We start from the raw sequence: 19,920 nt of genomic DNA on the forward strand, positions 1-19,920 counted from the left end.
TTGGGCTATGGCGTCACGCGAACGGGTGGTCCTCATCGGGGGCGGGCTCACGACGGCGCGGGCCGCCGAGTCGCTCCGCCAGTCCGGCTTCGACGGCGAGGTCGTCGTGCTCGCCGAGGAGCGTCGGCTGCCCTATGAGCGGCCGCCGCTGTCGAAGGGGTACCTCACCGGTGCGGATGCCGCGGGCGTGGTCTATCCGCACGACGCCGCATGGTACCGCGCCAACGACATCGACGTGCGGCGTGGCGTGCGGGCCGCGGCCCTCGACACGTCCGCGCACACCGTGACCACGGCTGGGGCGGATGCCGCCGACGAGACGTTGCGCTACGACCGGCTCCTGCTCGCCACCGGCTCGTCGCCGCGCCGGTTCACGGGACCCGGAGCCGGACTCCGCGGCGTGCACACCCTCCGCCGCCTGCCCGACTCCACGAGGCTGCGCACCGCGTTCCGATCGGGCGACCGGCGCGTCGTCGTGGTCGGCGGCGGCTGGATCGGCCTCGAGACCGCCGCGGCCGCGCGCGGCTACGGCAACGACGTGACGGTGCTCGCGCGCGGCGAGGTGCCGCTCGCATCCGCCATCGGGCCGGAGCTCGGCGCCATGTTCCTGGGGCTGCACGAGGAGCACGGCGTCGACATGCGCATGGGCACCGGCGTCGCGTCGCTCACCGGGGAGGGCGGGCGCGTCACGGGCGTCGTGCTCGGCACCGGCGAGGAGATCCCCGCTGACCTGGTGCTGTTCGGCATCGGCGCCACGCCGAACACCGAGCTCGCGGCATCCGCGGGCCTGACCGTCGACGATGGGATCGTGACGGATGCCGGGTTCCGCACGAGCGCCGACGACGTGTTCGCCGCCGGCGACGTCGCGAACTCGTGGAATCCCCGCCTCGGTCACTGGCTGCGCGTCGAACACTGGGCGAATGCGCTCAACGGCGGGCAGCTCGTGGGTCGCGCCATCGCGGGCGAGCGTGTCGTCTACGACGACATCCCGTACTTCTTCACCGACCAGTACGACCTCGGCATGGAGTACTCCGGTTACGGCGAGCTCGCTGCCGACGCGGAGGTGGTGGTGCGGGGCGACCTTGCCGGGCGCGAATGCATCGCGTTCTGGCTCGCCGACGAGAGGGTCGTCGCCGGCATGAACGTCAACGTCTGGGACGTCAACGAGGCGGTGCAGCGGCTCATCCGCTCGGAGCGCGTCGTCTCGCGCGAGGAGCTCGCCGACCCGGGCGTGCCGCTCGACGCGCTCGCCGGGGACGCCACGTGAACCAGCCTTTGGGCGGCGCCGTGCGCCGCATCGGCTCCCGCGAGTTCGACTTCTCCCGGCAGGTCGCGGTGATGGCGATCGTGAACCGCACGCCCGACTCGTTCTACGACCGCGGCCGCACGGACTCGGTCGGTGCAGCGGTCGCGGCCGCCGAACGCGCGATCGCCGACGGCGCCGATTGGGTCGACATCGGCGGGGCCAAGTTCGCCCCAGGGCCGGCGATCCCGGTGGCGGAGGAGATCGACCGCGTGGTGCCGGTGGTCGCGGCCCTTGCCGGGTCGGGTGCGGTCATCTCGGTCGACACGTTCCACCCCGACGTCGCGCGGGCGGCGATCGCGGCCGGCGCGCACGTCATCAACGACACCACGGGGCTGCACGACCCCGCGATGGCCGACGTCGTCGCCGAGGTCGGGGCGACCGTCATCATCACCCACAGCCTCGCCGCGCCGCGCACGCCATATCCGTCGCCCAGGTACGGCGACGTGGTCGACGAGGTGGTCGCGTTCCTCCGCGGACGAGTGGCGTTCGCCGAGTCCCGCGGCGTGGCATCCGACCGCATCGTCGTCGACCCCGGACACGACCTCAACAAGCACACCCTGGACTCGCTCGCGCTCACGCGGCGGCTCGGCGAGGTCACCGCACTCGGGTATCCGACCCTCGTCGCCCTGTCGAACAAGGACTTCGTGGGCGAGAGCCTCGGGCGCCCGCGCGATCAGCGCGTGGAGGGGTCCCTCGCCGCCGCCGTGTACTGCGTCCTGCAGGGTGCGCGCATCGTTCGGGTGCACAACGTGCGCGAGACCGTCGACGCGATGCGCATGATCGAGGCGATCGAGGGATGGCGCGAGCCGGTGTTCCTGGAGCACAACCGATGAGCGCGGCCGTCGATCGCGACATGCTCCTCGCGGCCTACGACCTGCCGGACCGTACGACTCCGCGGGTGCGCATGAACTTCGTCATGAGCCTCGACGGCGCCGTGACGGTCGAGGGGCGCAGCGGCGGACTCGGCGACGAGAGCGACCGGCTGGCGATGCAGGTGCTCCGCACGCTCGCCGATGTCGTGCTCATCGGCGCGGGCACGGTGAGGGTCGAGGGGTACGGCGGCCTGCGCGTCGGCGAGTCGGATGCCGCGTGGCGGCGGTCGCACGGGCTCGCACCCCAGCCCCGCATCGCGGTCGTCTCGTCGCGGCTCGACCTCGACCCGACGCATCCGTTCTTCGCACGAGCCGTGGAGCGCCCGATCGTGGTGACCCACGCCGGCGCGCCCGACGAACGCCGAGGGGCCCTCGCCGACGCGGCCGACGTGCTCGTGTGCGGCGACGAGGCGGTGGACCCCCGCGCGATGCTCGACGCGCTCGCCGGGGCGGGCCTGCCGCAGGTGCTCTGCGAGGGCGGACCGCACCTGTTCGGCTCGCTCATCGAGGCCGACCTCGTCGACGAGCTCTGCCTCAGCCTGAGCCCGATGCTCGTCGCCGGCGAAGCGGGGCGGATCGTCCGGGGCGCGCCCGAGGTCGAGCTGCCGATGCGGCTCGTGCACGCGATTCCCGCCGGCGACCTGCTCCTGCTGCGCTACGCACGTGAGCGTACCGTGCACGGATAGCTCGCGAGCCGAGGCATTCCGGCTCGGCGATCGCTGCCGATCAGCGCACGGGTCAGCGTACGGGATGGTAGACGAGGTGCGTCACGATCGACGTGCTGCGCGCGGAGACCTGCTCGAACGCGGCTGGGGGCACTCCATCGAACAGGCGCTCGCCCGCGCCGATGATCGTCGGCGTCACGTGCACGCGCAGCTCGTCGATGAGCCCGGCTGCGAGGAACTGGTTGACCGTCCCCGGGCCGCCCGCGATCGCCACGTTGCGGTCGCCCGCCGCCGCGCGGGCTCGTTCGAGTGCGGCGTGGATGCCATCGGTGACGAAGTGGAAGGTCGTGCCGCCCTCCATGGGCAGGTCGGCGCGTTCGCGATGCGCGAGGACGAAGACGGGTCGGTGGTACGGCGGGTTCTCGCCCCACCAGCCGTGCCAGTCCAGGTCCCACTCGCCGCGGTCGGGGCCGAACATGTGGCGGCCCATGATGAAGGCGCCGGCATCGACGATGGCGTCGATCTCGGCCCTGTTCTCGGCCTCGGCCTCCGGGTCGAACATCCAGTCGTGCAGGCGGTCGTGCTCGATGGTGCCGAAGGGCAGCTCGCGGGTCTGGCCGGGGCCGGCGGCGAAGCCGTCCATGGAGACGGAGAGGTCGCAGGTGACGAGGGACATGCTGGCTCCTTGCTCGAGTCAAACGGATCGCATTCTGCAATTGGTGACGCTAGCGCGTCGTGGGGCGTTCGGCACCTGCCCGCGAGCCACCCGCTCGCGGTGTGCGCCGAGCTCCTCGAGCGCGGAGGCCCCGAGTTCTGGGATCGATTCATGGACGAGCTGCACGAGCAGCACCTCGGCATCCCGCGCCCCAGGCCAGGCGTCCGCGTTCGCCGAGCTCGCGCGTGCCGAGGCCTGAGGGCCTACGACCGCGGTCGACCCGCGCGGGTGAGGAGGAACGACCCGATTCCCAGGAGCACCGCGACCACCGCGGTGCCTGCGAACAGCGCGGGGAAGCCCATGCCGGCGTCCCTAAGGGGACCGGTGCCGAAGGCGGCGATGCCATAGCCCACCTGGTAGAACGCGATCACCGATCTCCCTGGCACTCAGGCTAGGACGATTTGCGGGTTCCGTCGACCGAATGTCGACGATCGCCGGGTACGAGTGTCAGGCGGCTTCGAGGGCGTGCGCGTCGAGGATCGTGTAGCTGTAGCCCTGCTCGGCGAGGAAGCGCTGGCGGTTCTGGGCGAAGTCCTGATCGACGGTGTCGCGCGCGACGAGCGTGTAGAAGTTCGCCGAGAGGCCCGACTCCTTGGGGCGCAGGAGGCGTCCGAGGCGCTGCGCCTCCTCCTGCCGCGAGCCGAACGAGCCCGACACCTGGATCGCGACGGTCGCCTCGGGCAGGTCCACCGAGAAGTTCGCGACCTTCGACACCACGAGCACTGGGGTCCTGCCTTCGCGGAACTCCTGGTAGAGCCGCTCCCGCTCGTCGACGGGCGTCGCGCCGGTGAGCTGGGGTGCGCCGAGCGCGTCGGCGAGCTCGTCGATCTGGTCGAGGTACTGGCCGATCACGAGGATCCGCTCGCCGGCGTGCTTGGCCACGAGCTCTTTCACCACCCCGAGCTTCGCGGGTGCGGTCGCGGCGAGGCGGTAGCGTTCGTCGTCGGCGGATGCCGCATACGTGAGCCGCTCGGACTGGGGCAGGTCGATGCGCACCTCGAAGCACGCCGCGGGGGAGATGAAGCCCTGCGCCTCGATCTCCTTCCAGGGTGCGTCGAAGCGCTTGGGGCCGATGAGGGAGAACACGTCGCCCTCGCGGCCGTCCTCGCGCACGAGGGTCGCCGTGAGGCCGAGGCGGCGGCGGGCCTGGAGCTCGGCCGTGAGCTTGAACACGGGCGCGGGCAGCAGATGCACCTCGTCGTAGACCACGAGGCCCCAGTCGAGGGCGTCGAGCAGGGCGAGGTGGGCGTACTCGCCCTTCCGCTTCGCGGTGAGGATCTGGTACGTCGCGATCGTGACGGGCCTCACCTGCTTGACCTGGCCGGAGTACTCGCCGATCTCCTCGGCCGTGAGGCTCGTGCGCCGCAGCAGCTCATCGCGCCACTGCCTGGCCGAGACGGTGTTGGTCACGAGGATGAGGGTCGTGGTCTTCGCCGTCGCCATCGCCCCTGCGCCGACGAGCGTCTTGCCGGCGCCGCACGGCAGCACGACGACACCCGATCCGCCGTCGAAGAAGTTGTCGACGGCCTTCTGCTGGTAGTCGCGCAGGTGCCAGTCGGCCTGGTCGAGGTCGATCGGATGAGGCGTGCCCGGCGTGTACCCGGCGAGGTCCTCGGCCGGCCAGCCGAGCTTCACGAGCTCCTGCTTGAGGGCGCCCCGCGCCCATGCCGCCACGAGGAAGCTCTGGTCGTCGATGCGTTCGGTCAGCAGCGGCGAGATGCGCTTCGCGCCGGCCACCTCGGTGAGCACCGCGATGTCGGACGAGTGGAGCCGGAGCGCACCGTCATCGGTGCGGTCGACGATGAGGCGACCGTACCGGGCGACGGTCTCGCGCATGTCCACGGCCACGGTCTGCGGCACCGGGAACTTCGCGTAGCGCTCGAGCGTCCCGAGCATGTCCTCCGCGTCATGACCGGCCGCCCTGGCGTTCCAGAGTCCGAGCCGGGTGATGCGGTAGGTGTGCACGTGCTCGGGTGCGCGCTCGAGTTCGGCGAAGACCGCGAGGTCGTGCCGCGCGTCCTCTGCGAGCGGATGCGCGACCTCGAGAAGCACGGTGCGGTCGCTCTGCACGATGAGGGGGCCGTCTGACATAGCGTTCGAGTCTACGCCCGCGCGCTGGACCTTGGAGGCGAAGGCCATTTCCGGGCCTTCGCGTCGTCAGACGTTCGTGGGCGCTGGCGACACCGCGGCGATCGCCGACAGCGGCAGGGTGCGCTCGATGTCCGCCTTGCGGTCGCGGGCGCGCAGGCGGCCGTTCGCGACGCTCGCGGGCGCGAGCAGGTAATCGGCCGTCTGCCCGCCCGGCATCCGCACCGTGACGGTCAGGGTCTCTTTCGCGCGTGCGGCGGCCTCGAGCTGACGTGCGAGCCAGGCCTGCTCGGTCGCGCCCTCGTCGCCGGTCGCGAGCACGCGGTCGAGCAGGGCCGCGATCGGGTCGGTCTTCGGCGGCGGGGGCGGTGCGGGTGCCAGCCGGTGCCGCCGCAACCGGATGATGTCGCCGTTCGCGTCCTCGGCGGCGACGGGGTACTTCGCGTCCGACAGCGCCCAGAACACGACATCGGGCATGAACCGCGACAGGAGGCGGTGAGGTCCGGTCTGCCGGAGCCCGATCGAGGCGAGCGACTGGTCGACGGCGAGGGTGCGCACGAGCTGCTCGTCGTCCGAGCGGATCGCGGCCCGCGCCGGCGCGTCCCCCTCGTCGGCGGCCGCCACCCGCACCGAGCCGAATCGGGCTGCGGCCTCCGCGACGAGGTAGGCGAGCGGCTGCGGGATGCCGGTGAGCGAGAGTCGGCCGAGGAACTCGAGGATCGATTCCGACGACTCGCCGGCCGCGAGCCCGCGGTTCACGGATGCCGCGCTCACTCGGTACGTCGAGGCGAGGTCGCGGCCCTCGACGTCGGCGAACCCGCGCAGTCGGGCGTCGAGCCCCGGCTCGAGCGGCCCGGGGGACACGATCGAGAGGTCGTGCTGCACGTACACCTTGTCGACCTGGGCCGGGAAGTGGGCCGCGAGCGTGCGGGCCGCTCGGTCGATGTCGCCGGCGAGCACGAGCCGGCCGGCCTCGATCGGCTCGCCGGCAACGGCGAGCCCGAGCGACTCGGCGTCGTCGACGAGCCGGTCGAGCGCCTCGTCGATCCATCGCCCGCCCGCCGGGTAGAACCAGCGGACGTCGTCGCGGAGGTCGGTGGCGGTGAGGGTCTCGCTTCGGCGCGCCACGAGCTCGCGCAGCGGCGTCGGGATCCGATCGCGCCAGCACTGCGCGAGCCGGCGCCAGCGCGCGGCGGCACTCTGCTGCGTCCACTCGGCGCCGAGGTCGGATTCGAGCCAGAACGCCCCGTCGCGCACGACCAGTCCGGCCTCGTCGGCGCGGTGGAACAGGCGCGGGAGCGCTTCGAGCGCGGCGCCGCTCGACTCGGCGAGCCGCTTCGAGTCGGGAAGGGCGAGCCCGCCCTTGGCGAGCTCACGGGCGGGCTGGGTGCCGAGTTCGGCGAGCAGTTCGGCGGTCGCCGCCACGGTGGCGTATGCGGTCTCGGCCGCGTGTCTCTCGAGGAGGCTCCGGTCGACGTCGTCGACGCCCACGAGCACGGGAGGGGCGGGTGCCGCGAGCTCGTCGACGGGCGGGATGTCGCGTGGCGTGTGCACGGCGATGCGCGCCGTCACGGCGGTGGGCACGTGCACGCGGTTGTCGGTTCGCATCACGAGCAGGGCCCCGGCCAGTTCGTCGAGCAGTGCCGGCGCGGCATCCGACAACTCGGCGGAGGCCCCGAGCTGCACGAGTTCGGCATGCACGGTGACGACCAGGGCGTCGCCGTGCTCGTCGGCGACCGATGACGCGGTCGTGAGCACCGCGAGGTGGCGTCGGTCGAGCCGGGTCAGGGCGTAGTCGAGGGAGTCGGGTGCGAGGAGCACCTCGGCGAGGTCGAAGAGGTCGCGCACGCCGCCGGCGTCGAACTCGCGCGACTGCAATGCCGACGCGAGTTCCTGTCGCGGCAGCCCGCGGAGTCGTGCAGCGAGCTCGAGCATCGGCCGCCGGTCAGCTCGACCCGGCCCGGCCCGCGCGGGCGCGGCGCACGCCGCTCACGATGAGCAGCGCGATGAGCAGGAGGAACGCGATCGGCAACCCGAACAGCGGCAGCGTGAGGACGGCCGGCCAGATGCCCTGACTGAATCCGTCGTTCGCGCCGGCGCCGGCCAAGGTGCCGATCATGACCGCGACGAAGGCGAGGATCGAGATTGCCACGATGCCGACGAACATGTAGGCGAGGACGCGCTCGGCACGGTGCTGGGTGATGGGGCCTGAGTCGCTCACCTCACCAGAATAGGGCAGCGGGCCGACGCAGGTCTCGCGGACTCCTAGACTGGACCGTGGACGGGCGCCCGATTCGGCCTGTCCCGATACATGCGAGCGAGGTTCACACGATGCCCACCGGCAAGGTCAAGTTCTACGACGAGGAGAAGGGATTCGGCTTCATCAGCTCCGATGACGGCCAGGAGGTCTTCCTCCACGCGTCCGCTCTTCCCGCCGGCGCGACCGTGCGTGCGGGCACCCGTCTCGAGTTCGGCGTGGCGCAGGGCAAGCGCGGCGCCCAGGCCCTCTCCGTGCGCGTGCTCGAGGCACCCGTCAGCCTCGCCAAGATCAACCGCAAGCCCGCCGACGACATGGCGATCATCGTCGAGGACGTCGTGAAGGTGCTCGACGGCATCGGCGCCGACCTGCGGCGCGGTCGTTACCCCGACAGGTCCAAGGCGCGCACGGTGGTCGCGGTGCTGCGCAAGGTGGCTGACGATCTGGATGTCTGAGCGTTCCGAGCAGGTCGAGACGGTCGAGCCGGCGGAGGCCGCCGAGACGGCCGGATCGACGGATGCCCCCGCGCCCGTCTTCGAGGCTGACGCGGTGCTGCTCGACTCTGTCGACCTCGCGCGCAAGGCGCTCCTCCAAGTCACGCCCGCCGAGTCGGTCGGGTCGGTCGTGGGGCACCTCGTCGAGGACGAGCACGTGCTCACCCTGCTGTTCGCCGCCGATCTCGCCGGATACCCGGGCTGGCGCTGGAGCGTCACGATCGCCCGCGTCGACGACGGCGAGCCGACCGTGCTCGAGACCGAGCTGATGCCCGGGGACGCCGCGCTCCTCGCGCCCGAGTGGATCCCGTGGTCGGAGCGTCTCGCCGATTACCGTGCGGCGCAGGAAGCGGCGGCCGCCGCGGCGGCCGCGGCGGGCGAGGGCGACGATGAGGGTGCACGCGGTGACGACGACGCAGACCTCGACGGCGAGGGTGACGGCGTCGCCGATGACGACCTCGACGGGGACGAAGACGATCTCGACGACGACGATGATCTCGACGCCGACCTCGACGACGACGCGGAGCTGGATGCCGCGTTCGGCCACGACGACGGCGACGACGAGTTCGACGGGATCGACATCGACGCACTCGACGACTCGGCCGACGACGACGACGAGGACGACGCCGAGGACGACGCCGACGAGGACGACGCCGACGAGGACGACGCCGACGACGCCGACGAGGACGACGCCGACGAGGACGACTCCGACGACGCCGACGAGGACGACGCCGACGAGGACGACTCCGACGACGAGCGGGACGACGCAGCCGACTCGCCCGACGATCAGTCCGCCGAGCCGACTCCCTGACGGGCGATCCGGCGCCGGATCAGCTGCACCACCACGAGGCCGATGACGCCGAGCACGACGCCGGTGAGCGCCGCCCAGACGAGCCAGCCGAGCCCGACCTCCTCGAGCTGCGTGCGGAAGACGAGCGTCACGACGAGCGCGACGAGCCACGCCGCCGTGCCGACCAGCACGGCCTTGCGAGCGTCGGCCCGGGCGGGCTCCGGATCGGGGCGACGCTCCGAATCGCTCAGCCAGAGTCGCACGCGGCTCAGTCCATCCGCTCGAGCACGTAGTCGATCGAGGCGGTGAGCGCACGCACATCGTCGGGCTCGATCGCCGTGAAGGTCGCGACCCGCAGCTGGTTGCGTCCGAGCTTGCGGTACGGCTCGGTGTCGACGATGCCGTTCTCGCGCAGGATCGACGCGATGCGCGCGGCATCCGTCGACGCGTCGAAGTCGATCGTCACGACGACCTGCGAGCGGTCGGCCGGATCCGCGACGAAGGGCGTGGCCACCGCAGTGCGCTCGGCCCAGTCGTACAGCACCGACGAGGACTCGCGGGTGCGTGCGTCGGCCCAGGCGAGGCCGCCCGATCCGTTCATCCACTCGAGCTGGCTCTCGATGAGCAGCAGCGTCGCGAGCGCCGGCGTGTTGAGGGTCTGGTTCAGGCGCGAGTTGTCGAGGGCGTTCTTCAGCGAGAGGAATTCGGGGATGTACCGGTCGCCCTCGGCGAGGCGCTCGACGCGCTCGATCGCGACCGGAGAGAAGAGCGCGAACCAGATGCCGCCGTCGGAGGCGAAGTTCTTCTGCGGCGCGAAGTAGTAGACGTCGAACTCGGACGGGTCGACGGCGGCGCCGCCCGCCGCGCTCGTCGCGTCGATGACGGTGAGCGCGCCCGCGTCGCCCGCGACCCGGCGCACGGGCGCCATGACGCCCGTCGACGTCTCGTTGTGCGGCCACGCGTACACGTCGACGCCCTCGACCGGCTCGGGGTTCGACCGTGTTCCCGCCTCGGCCGCGCGCACGTCGGGCGCTTCGAGCCACGGCGCGCCGGCCGCCTTGGCGAACTTGGCCCCGAACTCGCCGAACGAGCACAGCTGCGCGCGCCGGTCGATGAGGCCGGATGCCGCGGCATCCCAGAACGCGGTGGATCCGCCGTTGCCGAGCACGACCTCATAGCCCTCGGGCAGCGCGAACAGCTCGGCGAGCCCGGTGCGCACGCGGCCGACGAGGTCCTTCACGGGAGCCTGACGGTGCGAGGTGCCGAGGAGTCGCGGTCCCTCGGCCTCGAGATGGGCGAGCTGCTCGGGCCGGACCTTCGACGGGCCGCAGCCGAAACGTCCGTCGGCGGGCAGGAGGTCGCTGGGGATCACGAGGCTCGGCATGCGACCGAGTCTAGCGAGGGGCCGGTGGCCGCTAGGCTTGATGACGGGCTTCGACAGGGAGGGCTTCTGGTGACCGATCTCATCGACACGACGGAGATGTACCTCCGCACGATCCTCGACCTCGAGGAGGAGAACATCGTGCCGCTGCGCGCCCGCATCTCCGAACGTCTCGGCCACTCCGGGCCCACGGTCTCGCAGACCATCGCGCGCATGGAGCGCGACGGACTGGTCGTCGTGTCGGGCGACCGCCACCTCGAGCTCACCCCCGCCGGTCGCAGCAAGGCCGTGCACGTCATGCGCAAGCACCGGCTGGCCGAGCGGCTCCTCGCCGACATCATCGGGCTCGACTGGGAGTACGTGCACGACGAGGCATGCCGTTGGGAGCATGTGATGAGCGAGCAGGTCGAACGCCGGCTCATCGAGCTGCTGGGCCAACCGCGTGAATCGCCGTACGGCAACCCGATCCCCGGGCTCGAGGAGCTCGGCCTGCCGCCGGCCGACCCGTTCATGGCGGGCGTCGTGCGCGTGCTCGACGCCGTGTCCGAGAGCGACGAGCCGGTGCGCGGCGTGGTCCGCCGCCTCGGCGAGCCCGTGCAGTTCGATCCCGAGCTGCTCGGGCAGCTGAAGCAGGCCGGCGTCGTGCCCGGCGCGACCGCCGTGTTCAGCCACTCCGGCGCCTACGTGCTCGTCGAGGTCGAGGGCGTCGATGGCGGCCTCGAGCTGCCGAGCGAGGTCGCAGGCCACATCTTCGTCGCCGAATAATCCCTGATCACGGCCACACCGTGATCAGAATGTGACATTCGGCCTGCCCTCGCGTATCCTCGATCGAGTCCGCCGGCACGAAGCCAGTCGGTGGAACAGGATCGAGATTCCCCCCCGGTGCCCACCGCTCGATCCGGAACCCGTGAAGCGCCCGCGCGCGCATCAGGTGGGACGACATCACCGGTCGTGGGCGGCGGAGGTATTCGTTTTGGCTCGACTCTCCCGGCAGCGTCCCACCAGGAATACCGGCCGAAGGGTCGCCTCGAAGGCGATCGTCGCCCCGAAGGCCCCGGCAACCCGATCCACCGACCTCGCCGCGAAGGTCTCAGCGGCACCGCTCCCGTCCACGCGCCGCCTCAGGCGCGGCGGGCTCGCGAACGTCGTCGTGATGACAATGGCGGCCGGCCTCGTCGGCACGCTGGCGATCCCCGCCTACGCGTTCGCGCCCGGCAGCGAGGGCCCGCAGTTCGGCACCTCGGCCGAGACCAAGCTCACCAAGGCACAGGCCCAGTCGGTCGAGGTGACCGACGACGTCATCGCCGCCCCGGTCACGAAGGACGCGTTCTCGGCGACGACCGGCGAGGAGATCCGCGCCGCAGCCGAGGCCGCCGCGGCCGCCGCGGCCGCCGAAGCCGCCCGCCAGGCCGCCGAAGCGCAGATGGCCTCGTACGCCGCCTCGTACAGCGGCCCGTCGGTCAGCGACTTGCTCGCGAACCCGCCGTACCCGAACTTCGACCTCGCGAGCGTCTACAACGTCGCGACGCAATACATCGGCGTTCCATACGTCTACGGCGGTGCGACCCCCGCCGGCTTCGACTGTTCGGGCTTCGTCATGTACGTCTACGCCCAGTTCGGCGTCAGCATGCCCCACTCGTCCTCGGGGCAGGGCGCCATGGGCACCGTCATCTCCGAGGCCGACGCCGTGCCCGGGGATCTCGTCATCATGGACGGCCACGACGGGTTCTACGCCGGCAGCGGCATGATCCTGCACGCGCCGTATGAAGGGGCATCCGTGCGGGTCCAGCCGATCTGGACGAGCGACTACTACATCGTGCGCATCGGCATCTGATTTGTGAACATCGCGTAACGCGACGCAAGAATGGCGCGCCGGAGGCATCCGGTGCGCCATTCTTGCCTTAGCCTTGTAGCCTGACGATCCGAGAACCGGGCAGGGGAAGCCGATGGCCGAGACGCGCAGCACCCATTCCACGGGTGCGCGCGCGCAATTCCACCAACGGCGCAGTAGTCAGCAGAGCATGATCCGCGCGAACGCGCCAACGGGCACCGTCATCATGACGGTGCCCGTTCCTCGTTTCCGGGGTCGTGCGAGCTCGGCTGCGTCCTCCCCGCCGGTCTGCCGTCGTGCGCTCGGCGCGTCGATCCGTTCACGCGGCTGGAAGCCATCCAGCACCGATCGAAAGGCACTCCATGCGCACACTCGTGCTCAACGCCGGATATGAGCCCCTCGCCGTCGTCTCGTTCAAACGCGCCCTGCTGCTCGTCATGAACCAGAAGGCCACCGTGATCCTCCACGAGGAGGGCAATCCGGTGTGCGCCGCGAGCGGCTCGTGGGAACGCCCCAGCGTCATCGTGCTCACCCGTTACGTGCGAACACCGCGCGTGCACGTGGTGCCCGTGAGCCGTCGTGGGGTCCTGCGGCGCGACGAGCACCGGTGCGCGTACTGCGCCCGTTCTGCGGCCACGATCGACCATGTGCTGCCCCGTTCGCGCGGCGGCCGCGACACCTGGGAGAACCTGGTGGCGTGCTGCCTGCGTTGCAACAACACCAAGGGCGACCACACGCCGGCCGAGATGGGCTGGGAGCTGCGGTTCACACCCCGGATGCCCCAGGGGCGCAGCTGGATCGTCCGCGGATTCGAGCGGCCCTTGCCCCAGTGGGACGAGTACCTCGCGATGGCGGCCTGACCGGTTCGTGACAAGCGCCGCGGGCGTGCCCTATGGTGGAACGAGTCCGGAGGGCCCGACCTCCGCGACGACCAATGAAGCCAACCCGTTCCGGGCTGCACTGCGGCCTCCGACGGGGTCCGGAGGTTCAGCTGTTGCACGGTGACGAGAACGGCGTCCACGAGCTCACACGCTCGGAACGGCGCGAGGCCGACCGCGGCCGTTCCCGTCGACCCTCCTCGAAGCCGAAGCGCCGAACGCGCTCCGATCGAGCGGATGCCGCGGCATCCGTGCCGGTCGCACCTGCACGCCGCGCGCCATCGGGCGATGGCGCCCGGGCCGTCGTGACCGCGCCGCACCGCACGCGGCGCAACGGCCCTGCTCGTGTCTTCGCCACCGTGCTCGTGGTGCCCGCGATCGTCGGCACGGTCGCCCTGCCCGCCTACGCGTTGATGCCGGGCGGCGGCGGCTTCGAGGCATCCGGCGTCTTCAGTCTCTCGGTCGCCGAGGCGCAGGACGTCGACGTCTCGGCCCTCGCGAGCGGCGCACCGCTCTCGAGCGACGCGTTCGCCGTGACGACCAAGGAGGAGATCGACCGCGCCGCTGAGGAGGCCGAGGCCGCCTCGCTGCCGGGCAGCAGCGACGGCGCCTACTACATTCCAGCCCAGCAGGCCGAGGGCGACGACTACCCGTGGTGGAACGAGACCCCCGACGACTACGGCGGCGGCCTCTCGCCGCTCCGCTACTACTTCCGCGAGTGCGTCGACTTCGTCGCCTGGCGCCTGAACCGTGACGCCGGGGTCACTTCAGCGCCGTGGAAGTGGGACTGGTCGAACCTCGCGTCGGGGAGCGCCTATTCGTGGGCCGACGAATGGGTGGCCCGCGGTCGCGCCACGAGCGACACGCCGATCGTGGGGTCGGTCGCATGGTTCCCCTACAACCACGTCGCGTACGTGCAGGCGGTGAATGCCGACGGGACCGTCACGATCGAGGAGTACAACCAGAACAGCGACCACTCGTACCACGTGCGGACCATTCCGGCGGGGTCGGCGCTGTACCTCTACCCGCCCGTCTGATGGGGGCTGTGCCGGTCGTTGTCGACAGCGTGGCGACTTCTGCATGCATTGTTGGACGAGTCGGACAGTGACCCCGTCGCCGCCCTGCCGGTAACGTGGGACCCCATTCCACAAAGGAGCAGGTGACCGCGATGACGCACCCCTTGGACGAGGCACGACTCGAAGAGATCGGGTTCGTCGACGAGCTTGCGCCGACGACCTCCGCGATCGTCGTCCTCGGTTACAACTGAGCAGCGCTCCACCCGCAGCCGCCGACCGTGTCGTTATGGCATCCGCGCAAGGCACGCCGGCGCCGGTGTCTCGAGCGTCGCAAGGACCTCGGTCGGCACGCCGCCATCGAGCGCGATGACCGCGATCGAGTCGGAGCCCTGGTCGGCCACGAGCGCGAACCGCTCGTCGTGCGTGACGTGCAGGTCGCGCGGATGCCGCCCGCCGGTCGGCACCGAGGCGACGTGCTCGAGTGTGCGTGCGTCGGCGTCGAACCGGAGGGCGACGAGCGCGTCGGCGTCGCGGTCGCCGATGAGCACGATGCCGTCGCGCGTGAGCCGGATGGCGGAGAGCCCGAGGCCGCGCGCCTCGACCGAGGCGTCGACGGGGAACGGGGCGAGTTCGAGGCCCGCAGTGAGGTCGACGATGCTCGCCGTGCGGTCGAGCTCGTTCGCGACGATCGCGAGGTCGCCCGAGACGACGAGATGGCGTGGTCCGGCGCCGGCGTGCAGCGCGATGTCGTCGGCACCGTCATGGGCGAGCTCTGCGGGGAGTCCCGCGAGGCTCAGGACCCGGATCCGGTCGGCCCCGAGGTCGGGCACGAGCAGGCGGTCGCGGGCGACGTCGATCACGGCCTGGTGCGGGTGCGACGCCTCCTGCCGGTGGCGATCAGGGCCGGAGCCGTCGAAGTCGGCCGTGAGTGCGGTCGACGAGTCCGAAGCCACCGGGTGCGCCGAGAGGCGGCTGCCCGAGTAGTTCGCGACGAAGATCCACCCGCCGGTCTCATCGAAGACGAGATGGCACGGGTCGCCGGCGCCGGTTCGGGCCGGCGCTCCGAATGCGCTCACCACGTCATCCTCGATGGTCCACGTCGAGACGAGGCCGTCGGCCTGCTCGTGCACGATGCCGAGCATGCCCGTTGCGGGCGAGACTGCGAGGTACATCGGGTTCGGCCCGACGTCGACCGGTTCTCCGAGCGTCGCGGTGCCGTCGGCTGCGACGTCGAGCGGTCGGATGCCGCGGGCCGGCGAGCCGAGCGCGCCCGTCGTCGACGCTCCGACCCAGAACCTCGTCGTGCCGCTCGTAGAACCCACTGCCGCCTCGTCTCCGCGGCCTTGCCGCGCTCATCGCAGTGCCCATCGACACCGAAGATTCACGCTACCGTGAGCCGGTAGACTCATGCGGTCAGCCTCTGTAGCTCAATGGAAGAGCAGTTCCGTCCTAAGGAAAGGGTTGGGGGTTCGAGTCCCTCCAGGGGCACCGTCGGTTCGGCCGATGAGCACGCGTCCTGACGGCGGCCCGCCGGTTGGCGCGGGCCGGGCGTGGGCAACCGGGCTACAGCTTCTCCACGATCCGCTTGATCGCGGCCAGGCGGCTCCCACTCGGCGCCGATGCGGTCCAGGCGTCGCGCGGTCTCGCTGAGCTGGGACCCGAGCACCCGGTAGCGAAGTTCGCGGCCGAAGAGTTGCATTGGCTCAAAGGAAAAGCAACCTCAGAGTTGCAGGTGCGCACACATGCTTCACCGACGAAGGTGCCTGCGCGCTGCGCACCAGAGGTCGTCGTTCAGCGTGATGACCAGTACTGGGGTCTGTCGGCATGCCCGGGTCGGGCGTAGCGTGGGCACGATTCCCGGTCGGTGGGGACTGGGACCGACGGACGGATGCGTCATGACGGATGCTTCACTCGACGAATTGGGGCCGGTCGACTTCGTGATCGTGGAGTTCCCCGCGGGGAAATCCAACTTCACGGGCGAGATGGCCGAAGAACTGGTCAGACTCGTCGACGCCGGCACCATCCGGCTCATCGACATGCTCATCCTGACGAAAGCGGAGGACGGGACGATCGAGGCGATGGAGCTCTCCGACCTCGAGGACCTCGGGCCGCTCGAGCGCCTGGAGGCCGACCTCGCCGAACTGCTGGCCGAGGAGGACGTCGTGAACCTCGCGGCGGCGATGGACCCAGGGAGCGTCGCAGGCGTGCTCGTCTATGAGAACCTCTGGGCTGCACCATTCGCGGCCGCGGCCCGGCGAGCAGGCGGACAGCTCATCGCCAACGGGCGCATTCCCATGCAAGCGATCATCGCCTCGATCGAGGCTGATGAGGAACTCGAGAAGGTCGGAGACTGAGATGCTGAGGCCAGGACGGGTCGGACGGGTCGGCGTGGTAGGCGCGCCGGTGGCGAAGGCGGCGGTCGTGACTGCCGCGGTCACCCCCGGGCCGTCGCCCGTCGCGAAGACCGCGGTCGTCGCCGCGGCAGTCACTCCCGGCCGTCGCCGTCGGATCTAGCGCCACGCGAGGTTCGGCGGCGTCACTGCCGGGCGGATTCCTCCTCGGCAACGATCCGCGCGATTCGGCGCGACGCCAGTCGGCCGCTCAGCGGACCGAGGACGATGAGCAGCGCCCAGGTGTAGCGGCCTGCGTCTGCGCCGAACGCGTACGCGATCGGGATCGAGGCGAGGAAGATCACTGGCGTGGTGAGCGTATCGAGCAGTCTGACCCTGTCGGCGCGGCGCGGGAGTGGGAGGGCCAGCACGCCGTCGTGGCGCGCGACGTAGAACATGGCGATCTGCGCGAGCACGACGCAGCTGATGTTCACGGCGTACACCGCGATCGCGAGGGGTTCGTCGGCGGTCGCGGCGTCGCTGATGCCCTGCGTCGAGAACGGGATCAGGACGATGAACGCGGTCGCCACCAGGTTCGCCACGATCGTGCCAGGGCTGAGCGCCCGGAACTGCGCCACGATGCGATGGTTCACCCGCCAGAAGACGGCGATCACGGCGAAGCTGATGGCGAAGCCCAGGAGCTGCCATTCCAGCCCGCTGCCGAACAGCGCGCCAAGGCTCGTCCAGTCGTCGGCCGGTGGCGGATCGATATTGACGACGAGCAGGGTGAGCGCGAAGGCGTACACCGCGTCGAAGAATGCGACGCCGCGCGCGAACTCCACGGTGTCGCGCTCGTAGTGGCTGGCGGTGCCTGTCGATCGAGTCCCCACGACAGGAGTGTGGCCCGCCGACCTGCCGCCGCGGCATCCGACTCGCCGAGCGCACCGCACCGCACCGCGGGTCGACCGCGGCCCCGGGGTCGCGGTGGTCGCGGCATCCCGGAATCGGATACGCTCTGGCGGCACGCGAGCAATGGAGCCTGACTGCCGGGATCGATCACCAAGATCGGATGCCGCGCCTGCAGTCCGCGGCATCCGACCAGTCAGTTCCAGTCGACCGCGTGCATCCAGCCGGCGATGTACGCCCGCTCGTTGGTGCCGAGCCGCACTCCGCCGCGGGGGTTGGGCTCGCCATCGACCTCGCAAAGGTCGTAGATACGCCGAACGACGTACGCGCGGAGGGGTGCGTCGAGGTCCTCGAGCACCTCGCGCTGCAGCGGCCGCTCGAGCATCGGCCACCAGATGCCGATGGGCGGGAGGCCGCTGCCGGGTCTCGGGCGGTCGTCGTTGGCCGGTCCGTCGACGAGAGAGCTCATTGGGCCGGCTCCTCCTTCGTCCCAGCGGTTTCGGGGTCGCGTTCGTTCGCCGCGTTCGGATCGATACGGCCGGGATCGGTCATCGGTGCACTCCCTCGGTCAAGGCCGACCACGTCATCGGGGTCGACCGTCATCGACACTACGCGGGCAGGCACGAGGAAGACAGGGATTGATCCGCTTGCGCGCCGGTGCTATCTCGGCGCCGGCGGCCTCCGTCTGCATTTCGGGGCTGCGTTCTCGCCCGATGCGCAGCAAGATGGACGGATGGACCTCCCGGTGATGCCGCCCCTCGCGCCCATGCTCGCGAAATCCGTGAAGGAGATCCCCGACGTCGGCCACGTCGAACCGAAGTGGGACGGCTTCCGCACCATCGTCTTCAAGGACGGCGACGAGATCGAGCTCGGCAGCCGCAACGAGCGCCCGATGACGCGGTACTTCCCCGAGCTCGTCGAGGCCCTGCGGCAGCACCTCCCGCCGCGCTGCGTGGTCGACGGCGAGATCATCCTCACGACCGATGGGCGCCTGGACTTCGATGCACTCCAGCAGCGCATCCACCCCGCCGACAGCCGCGTGCGGATGCTCGCCGAGCGCACGCCCGTGTCGTTCGTTGCCTTCGACCTGCTCGCCATCGGCGACGACGACCTGATGGGGGAGCCGTTCTCGGATCGACGGCGAGGGCTCGTCGAGGCGCTCGCCGGTGTAGCGGACCCCGTGTTCGTCACCCCGGCGACCGCAGACCTCGCCGTGGCGCGCGACTGGTTCACCAGGTTCGAGGGCGCGGGCCTCGACGGGGTCGTGGCGAAGCCGCTCGACGGCACCTACCAGCCCGACAAGCGCACGATGTTCAAGATCAAGCACGAGCGCACGGCCGACTGCGTCGTCGCGGGCTTCCGCTGGCACAAGTCGGGCGGGATCGTGGGTTCGCTGCTCCTCGGCCTCTACGACGACGACGGCCGCCTGCACCACGTCGGCGTCGCCGCGTCGTTCCCCATGGCCCGACGGGCGAGCCTCGTCGCCGAGCTCGAGCCGCTCGTCGCGGACGACCTGTCGCAGCATCCGTGGGGCGAGTGGGCCGACCAACAGGCACAGGAGTCGACCCGCATGCCGGGGGCCGTGAGCCGGTGGAACGCCGGCAAGAACCTCTCGTTCGTGCCGCTGCGCCCCGAGCTCGTCGTGGAGGTCGCGTACGACCACATGGAGGGCGACCGGTTCCGCCACACCGCGCAGTTCCGGAGGTGGCGCACCGATCGCACGCCCCAGAGCTGCACGTACGACCAGCTCGAGTCGCCGTCGGACCTCGACCTGTCGGAGATCCTGCCCCTTCGCGGCTGATCGGCCCGGTGAGGGCGACAGCCCGGTTCGCCCGCTCGCGGCTCAGGAGTCCGACTGGTCGGTCGACGCGTCCTGCGCGTATCCCGTGTGCACGTCGGCGTCGAGGCGGTGTGCCTCGGCGAGCTTCGCGAGCAGCGCCGCGAGCTGTGCTCGTTCCGATTCATCGAGCGGTGCGACGATGTCGGCGGTCTGCCGCTCGGCGGCCTCTCGCAGCTCGCGCATGGCCGCGCGGCCATCGTCCGTGGGCTGCAGTCGGTAGTTGCGCCGGTCGTCGGGTCGGCGTTCGCGCACGACGAGGCCCGCGCGTTCGAGCGCGTCGACGAGCACGACCACCCGGCTCGGCACCGCACCGAGCCGATCGGCGAGCTCCCGCTGGCTGAGCCCGGGGCTGCGTGCGATCAGTCGGAGCACGCCGGCGGCGGCGGGTGTGAGCCCGAGGGGGCGAACGAGCTCGGCGAATCGGGAGGTGCTGTAGGTGCCCAGCTGGGACAGCAGGAAGCCCGTCCGCGGTGGGGGCCCGGGTCGCTGAGCGCTCACGGATTCCACCCTATCGCCCGTTGACAAATTCGTTCACAGGGAGAATCATACATGAT

General features: G+C 70.9%; 22 protein-coding genes and 1 tRNA gene. 12 read left to right on the forward strand and 11 right to left on the reverse strand.

The genetic code is table 11. The features are described from left to right. The first annotated feature begins 7 nt into the window (after nucleotides 1–7). The 3 genes from ASG80_RS21410 to ASG80_RS21420 are packed head-to-tail and all read left to right on the forward strand — an operon-like array spanning nucleotide 8 to nucleotide 2,861. A complete protein-coding gene (locus ASG80_RS21410; protein WP_056734573.1) occupies nucleotides 8–1,264 on the forward strand; it encodes an NAD(P)/FAD-dependent oxidoreductase in 1,257 nt (418 codons plus the stop codon). Next, nucleotides 1,261–2,136 carry a dihydropteroate synthase gene (folP, locus tag ASG80_RS21415; RefSeq protein ID WP_056734575.1) on the forward strand — a complete coding sequence of 292 codons (876 nt, stop codon included), beginning with the start codon at nucleotides 1,261–1,263 and terminating at the stop codon, nucleotides 2,134–2,136. Before ASG80_RS21410 ends, folP begins: the two co-directional genes overlap by 4 nt. Next, nucleotides 2,133–2,861 (forward strand): pyrimidine reductase family protein, encoded by a 729-nt coding sequence (locus ASG80_RS21420; RefSeq protein ID WP_162256664.1) that lies wholly within the window; start codon nucleotides 2,133–2,135, stop codon nucleotides 2,859–2,861. Before folP ends, ASG80_RS21420 begins: the two co-directional genes overlap by 4 nt. Before the next feature lie 52 nt (nucleotides 2,862–2,913). Here the strand turns inward: ASG80_RS21420 and ASG80_RS21425 are convergent, their stop codons facing one another. The 5 genes from ASG80_RS21425 to ASG80_RS21440 all read right to left on the reverse strand — a co-directional run bounded on the left by ASG80_RS21425 (nucleotide 2,914) and on the right by ASG80_RS21440 (nucleotide 7,864). Beyond that, nucleotides 2,914–3,516 (reverse strand): dihydrofolate reductase family protein, encoded by a 603-nt coding sequence (locus ASG80_RS21425; RefSeq protein ID WP_056734579.1) that lies wholly within the window; start codon nucleotides 3,514–3,516, stop codon nucleotides 2,914–2,916. 242 nt (nucleotides 3,517–3,758) lie between these two features. Next, nucleotides 3,759–3,926: a hypothetical protein gene (locus ASG80_RS23805; RefSeq protein WP_156402007.1), complete on the reverse strand. Its 168-nt coding sequence runs from the start codon at nucleotides 3,924–3,926 to the stop codon at nucleotides 3,759–3,761. A gap of 76 nt (nucleotides 3,927–4,002) precedes the next feature. Further along, complete coding sequence (locus ASG80_RS21430; RefSeq protein WP_056734582.1) at nucleotides 4,003–5,646, reverse strand: DNA repair helicase XPB; 1,644 nt, start codon at nucleotides 5,644–5,646, stop codon at nucleotides 4,003–4,005. Between the two features lie 66 nt (nucleotides 5,647–5,712). After that, the gene (locus ASG80_RS21435; RefSeq protein ID WP_056734584.1) at nucleotides 5,713–7,578 is read right to left on the reverse strand and encodes a helicase-associated domain-containing protein; all 1,866 of its coding nucleotides are present in this window, start codon (nucleotides 7,576–7,578) and stop codon (nucleotides 5,713–5,715) included. A gap of 10 nt (nucleotides 7,579–7,588) precedes the next feature. Then, the gene (locus ASG80_RS21440) at nucleotides 7,589–7,864 is read right to left on the reverse strand and encodes a hypothetical protein (protein ID WP_056734585.1); all 276 of its coding nucleotides are present in this window, start codon (nucleotides 7,862–7,864) and stop codon (nucleotides 7,589–7,591) included. 110 nt (nucleotides 7,865–7,974) lie between these two features. Between ASG80_RS21440 and ASG80_RS21445 the strand changes: the two genes are divergently transcribed. Together ASG80_RS21445 and ASG80_RS21450 are read left to right on the forward strand one after the other, a co-directional pair. Beyond that, on the forward strand, nucleotides 7,975–8,355 hold the full coding sequence (locus ASG80_RS21445; RefSeq protein WP_056734587.1) for a cold-shock protein: 381 nt from the start codon (nucleotides 7,975–7,977) through the stop codon (nucleotides 8,353–8,355). Further along, entirely contained in the window at nucleotides 8,348–9,205 is an 858-nt protein-coding gene (locus tag ASG80_RS21450; protein WP_082590843.1) for a DUF3027 domain-containing protein, read from the forward strand. The genes ASG80_RS21445 and ASG80_RS21450 overlap by 8 nt, the downstream gene beginning before the upstream one ends. On the opposite strand, the gene ASG80_RS21455 is transcribed toward ASG80_RS21450, so the two are convergent. Next, the gene (locus ASG80_RS21455; protein ID WP_056734589.1) at nucleotides 9,181–9,447 is read right to left on the reverse strand and encodes a DUF2530 domain-containing protein; all 267 of its coding nucleotides are present in this window, start codon (nucleotides 9,445–9,447) and stop codon (nucleotides 9,181–9,183) included. The two genes, ASG80_RS21450 and ASG80_RS21455, sit on opposite strands and share 25 nt — an antisense overlap. Before the next feature lie 5 nt (nucleotides 9,448–9,452). Continuing rightward, a complete protein-coding gene (gene serC / locus ASG80_RS21460) occupies nucleotides 9,453–10,568 on the reverse strand; it encodes a phosphoserine transaminase (protein ID WP_056734591.1) in 1,116 nt (371 codons plus the stop codon). Between the two features lie 69 nt (nucleotides 10,569–10,637). Between serC and ASG80_RS21465 the strand changes: the two genes are divergently transcribed. The 4 genes from ASG80_RS21465 to ASG80_RS21480 all read left to right on the forward strand — a co-directional run bounded on the left by ASG80_RS21465 (nucleotide 10,638) and on the right by ASG80_RS21480 (nucleotide 14,311). Next, the gene (locus ASG80_RS21465; RefSeq protein WP_056734593.1) at nucleotides 10,638–11,330 is read left to right on the forward strand and encodes a metal-dependent transcriptional regulator; all 693 of its coding nucleotides are present in this window, start codon (nucleotides 10,638–10,640) and stop codon (nucleotides 11,328–11,330) included. Between the two features lie 208 nt (nucleotides 11,331–11,538). Then, nucleotides 11,539–12,399, forward strand: a complete 861-nt coding sequence (locus ASG80_RS21470; protein WP_056734595.1) for a C40 family peptidase — start codon at nucleotides 11,539–11,541, stop codon at nucleotides 12,397–12,399. A gap of 359 nt (nucleotides 12,400–12,758) precedes the next feature. Beyond that, nucleotides 12,759–13,256, forward strand: coding sequence for an HNH endonuclease (locus ASG80_RS21475; RefSeq protein ID WP_056734596.1), 498 nt, complete (start codon nucleotides 12,759–12,761; stop codon nucleotides 13,254–13,256). A gap of 134 nt (nucleotides 13,257–13,390) precedes the next feature. Further along, nucleotides 13,391–14,311 (forward strand): CHAP domain-containing protein, encoded by a 921-nt coding sequence (locus tag ASG80_RS21480; protein WP_156402008.1) that lies wholly within the window; start codon nucleotides 13,391–13,393, stop codon nucleotides 14,309–14,311. A gap of 263 nt (nucleotides 14,312–14,574) precedes the next feature. Here the strand turns inward: ASG80_RS21480 and ASG80_RS21485 are convergent, their stop codons facing one another. Then, a complete protein-coding gene (locus ASG80_RS21485) occupies nucleotides 14,575–15,612 on the reverse strand; it encodes a beta-propeller fold lactonase family protein (RefSeq protein WP_056734600.1) in 1,038 nt (345 codons plus the stop codon). A gap of 94 nt (nucleotides 15,613–15,706) precedes the next feature. Here ASG80_RS21485 and ASG80_RS21490 point away from each other — a divergent pair. Continuing rightward, a tRNA-Arg gene (locus ASG80_RS21490) sits at nucleotides 15,707–15,778 on the forward strand. 407 nt (nucleotides 15,779–16,185) lie between these two features. Further along, nucleotides 16,186–16,644, forward strand: a complete 459-nt coding sequence (locus ASG80_RS21495) for a DUF6325 family protein (protein WP_056734602.1) — start codon at nucleotides 16,186–16,188, stop codon at nucleotides 16,642–16,644. Between the two features lie 182 nt (nucleotides 16,645–16,826). Here the strand turns inward: ASG80_RS21495 and ASG80_RS21500 are convergent, their stop codons facing one another. Both ASG80_RS21500 and ASG80_RS21505 read right to left on the reverse strand, forming a co-directional pair. Further along, nucleotides 16,827–17,510 carry a TMEM175 family protein gene (locus ASG80_RS21500; RefSeq protein ID WP_056734604.1) on the reverse strand — a complete coding sequence of 228 codons (684 nt, stop codon included), beginning with the start codon at nucleotides 17,508–17,510 and terminating at the stop codon, nucleotides 16,827–16,829. A 212-nt stretch (nucleotides 17,511–17,722) separates the two neighbouring features. Next, on the reverse strand, nucleotides 17,723–17,995 hold the full coding sequence (locus tag ASG80_RS21505; RefSeq protein WP_056734606.1) for a hypothetical protein: 273 nt from the start codon (nucleotides 17,993–17,995) through the stop codon (nucleotides 17,723–17,725). Nucleotides 17,996–18,259: 264 nt separating this feature from the next. Between ASG80_RS21505 and ASG80_RS21510 the strand changes: the two genes are divergently transcribed. After that, entirely contained in the window at nucleotides 18,260–19,327 is a 1,068-nt protein-coding gene (locus tag ASG80_RS21510) for an ATP-dependent DNA ligase (protein ID WP_056734608.1), read from the forward strand. Between the two features lie 42 nt (nucleotides 19,328–19,369). On the opposite strand, the gene ASG80_RS21515 is transcribed toward ASG80_RS21510, so the two are convergent. After that, on the reverse strand, nucleotides 19,370–19,864 hold the full coding sequence (locus ASG80_RS21515; RefSeq protein WP_056734682.1) for a MarR family winged helix-turn-helix transcriptional regulator: 495 nt from the start codon (nucleotides 19,862–19,864) through the stop codon (nucleotides 19,370–19,372). Nucleotides 19,865–19,920 lie beyond the last annotated feature (56 nt).

Source organism: Agromyces sp. Soil535, from assembly GCF_001428255.1.
GTDB lineage: Bacteria > Actinomycetota > Actinomycetes > Actinomycetales > Microbacteriaceae > Agromyces.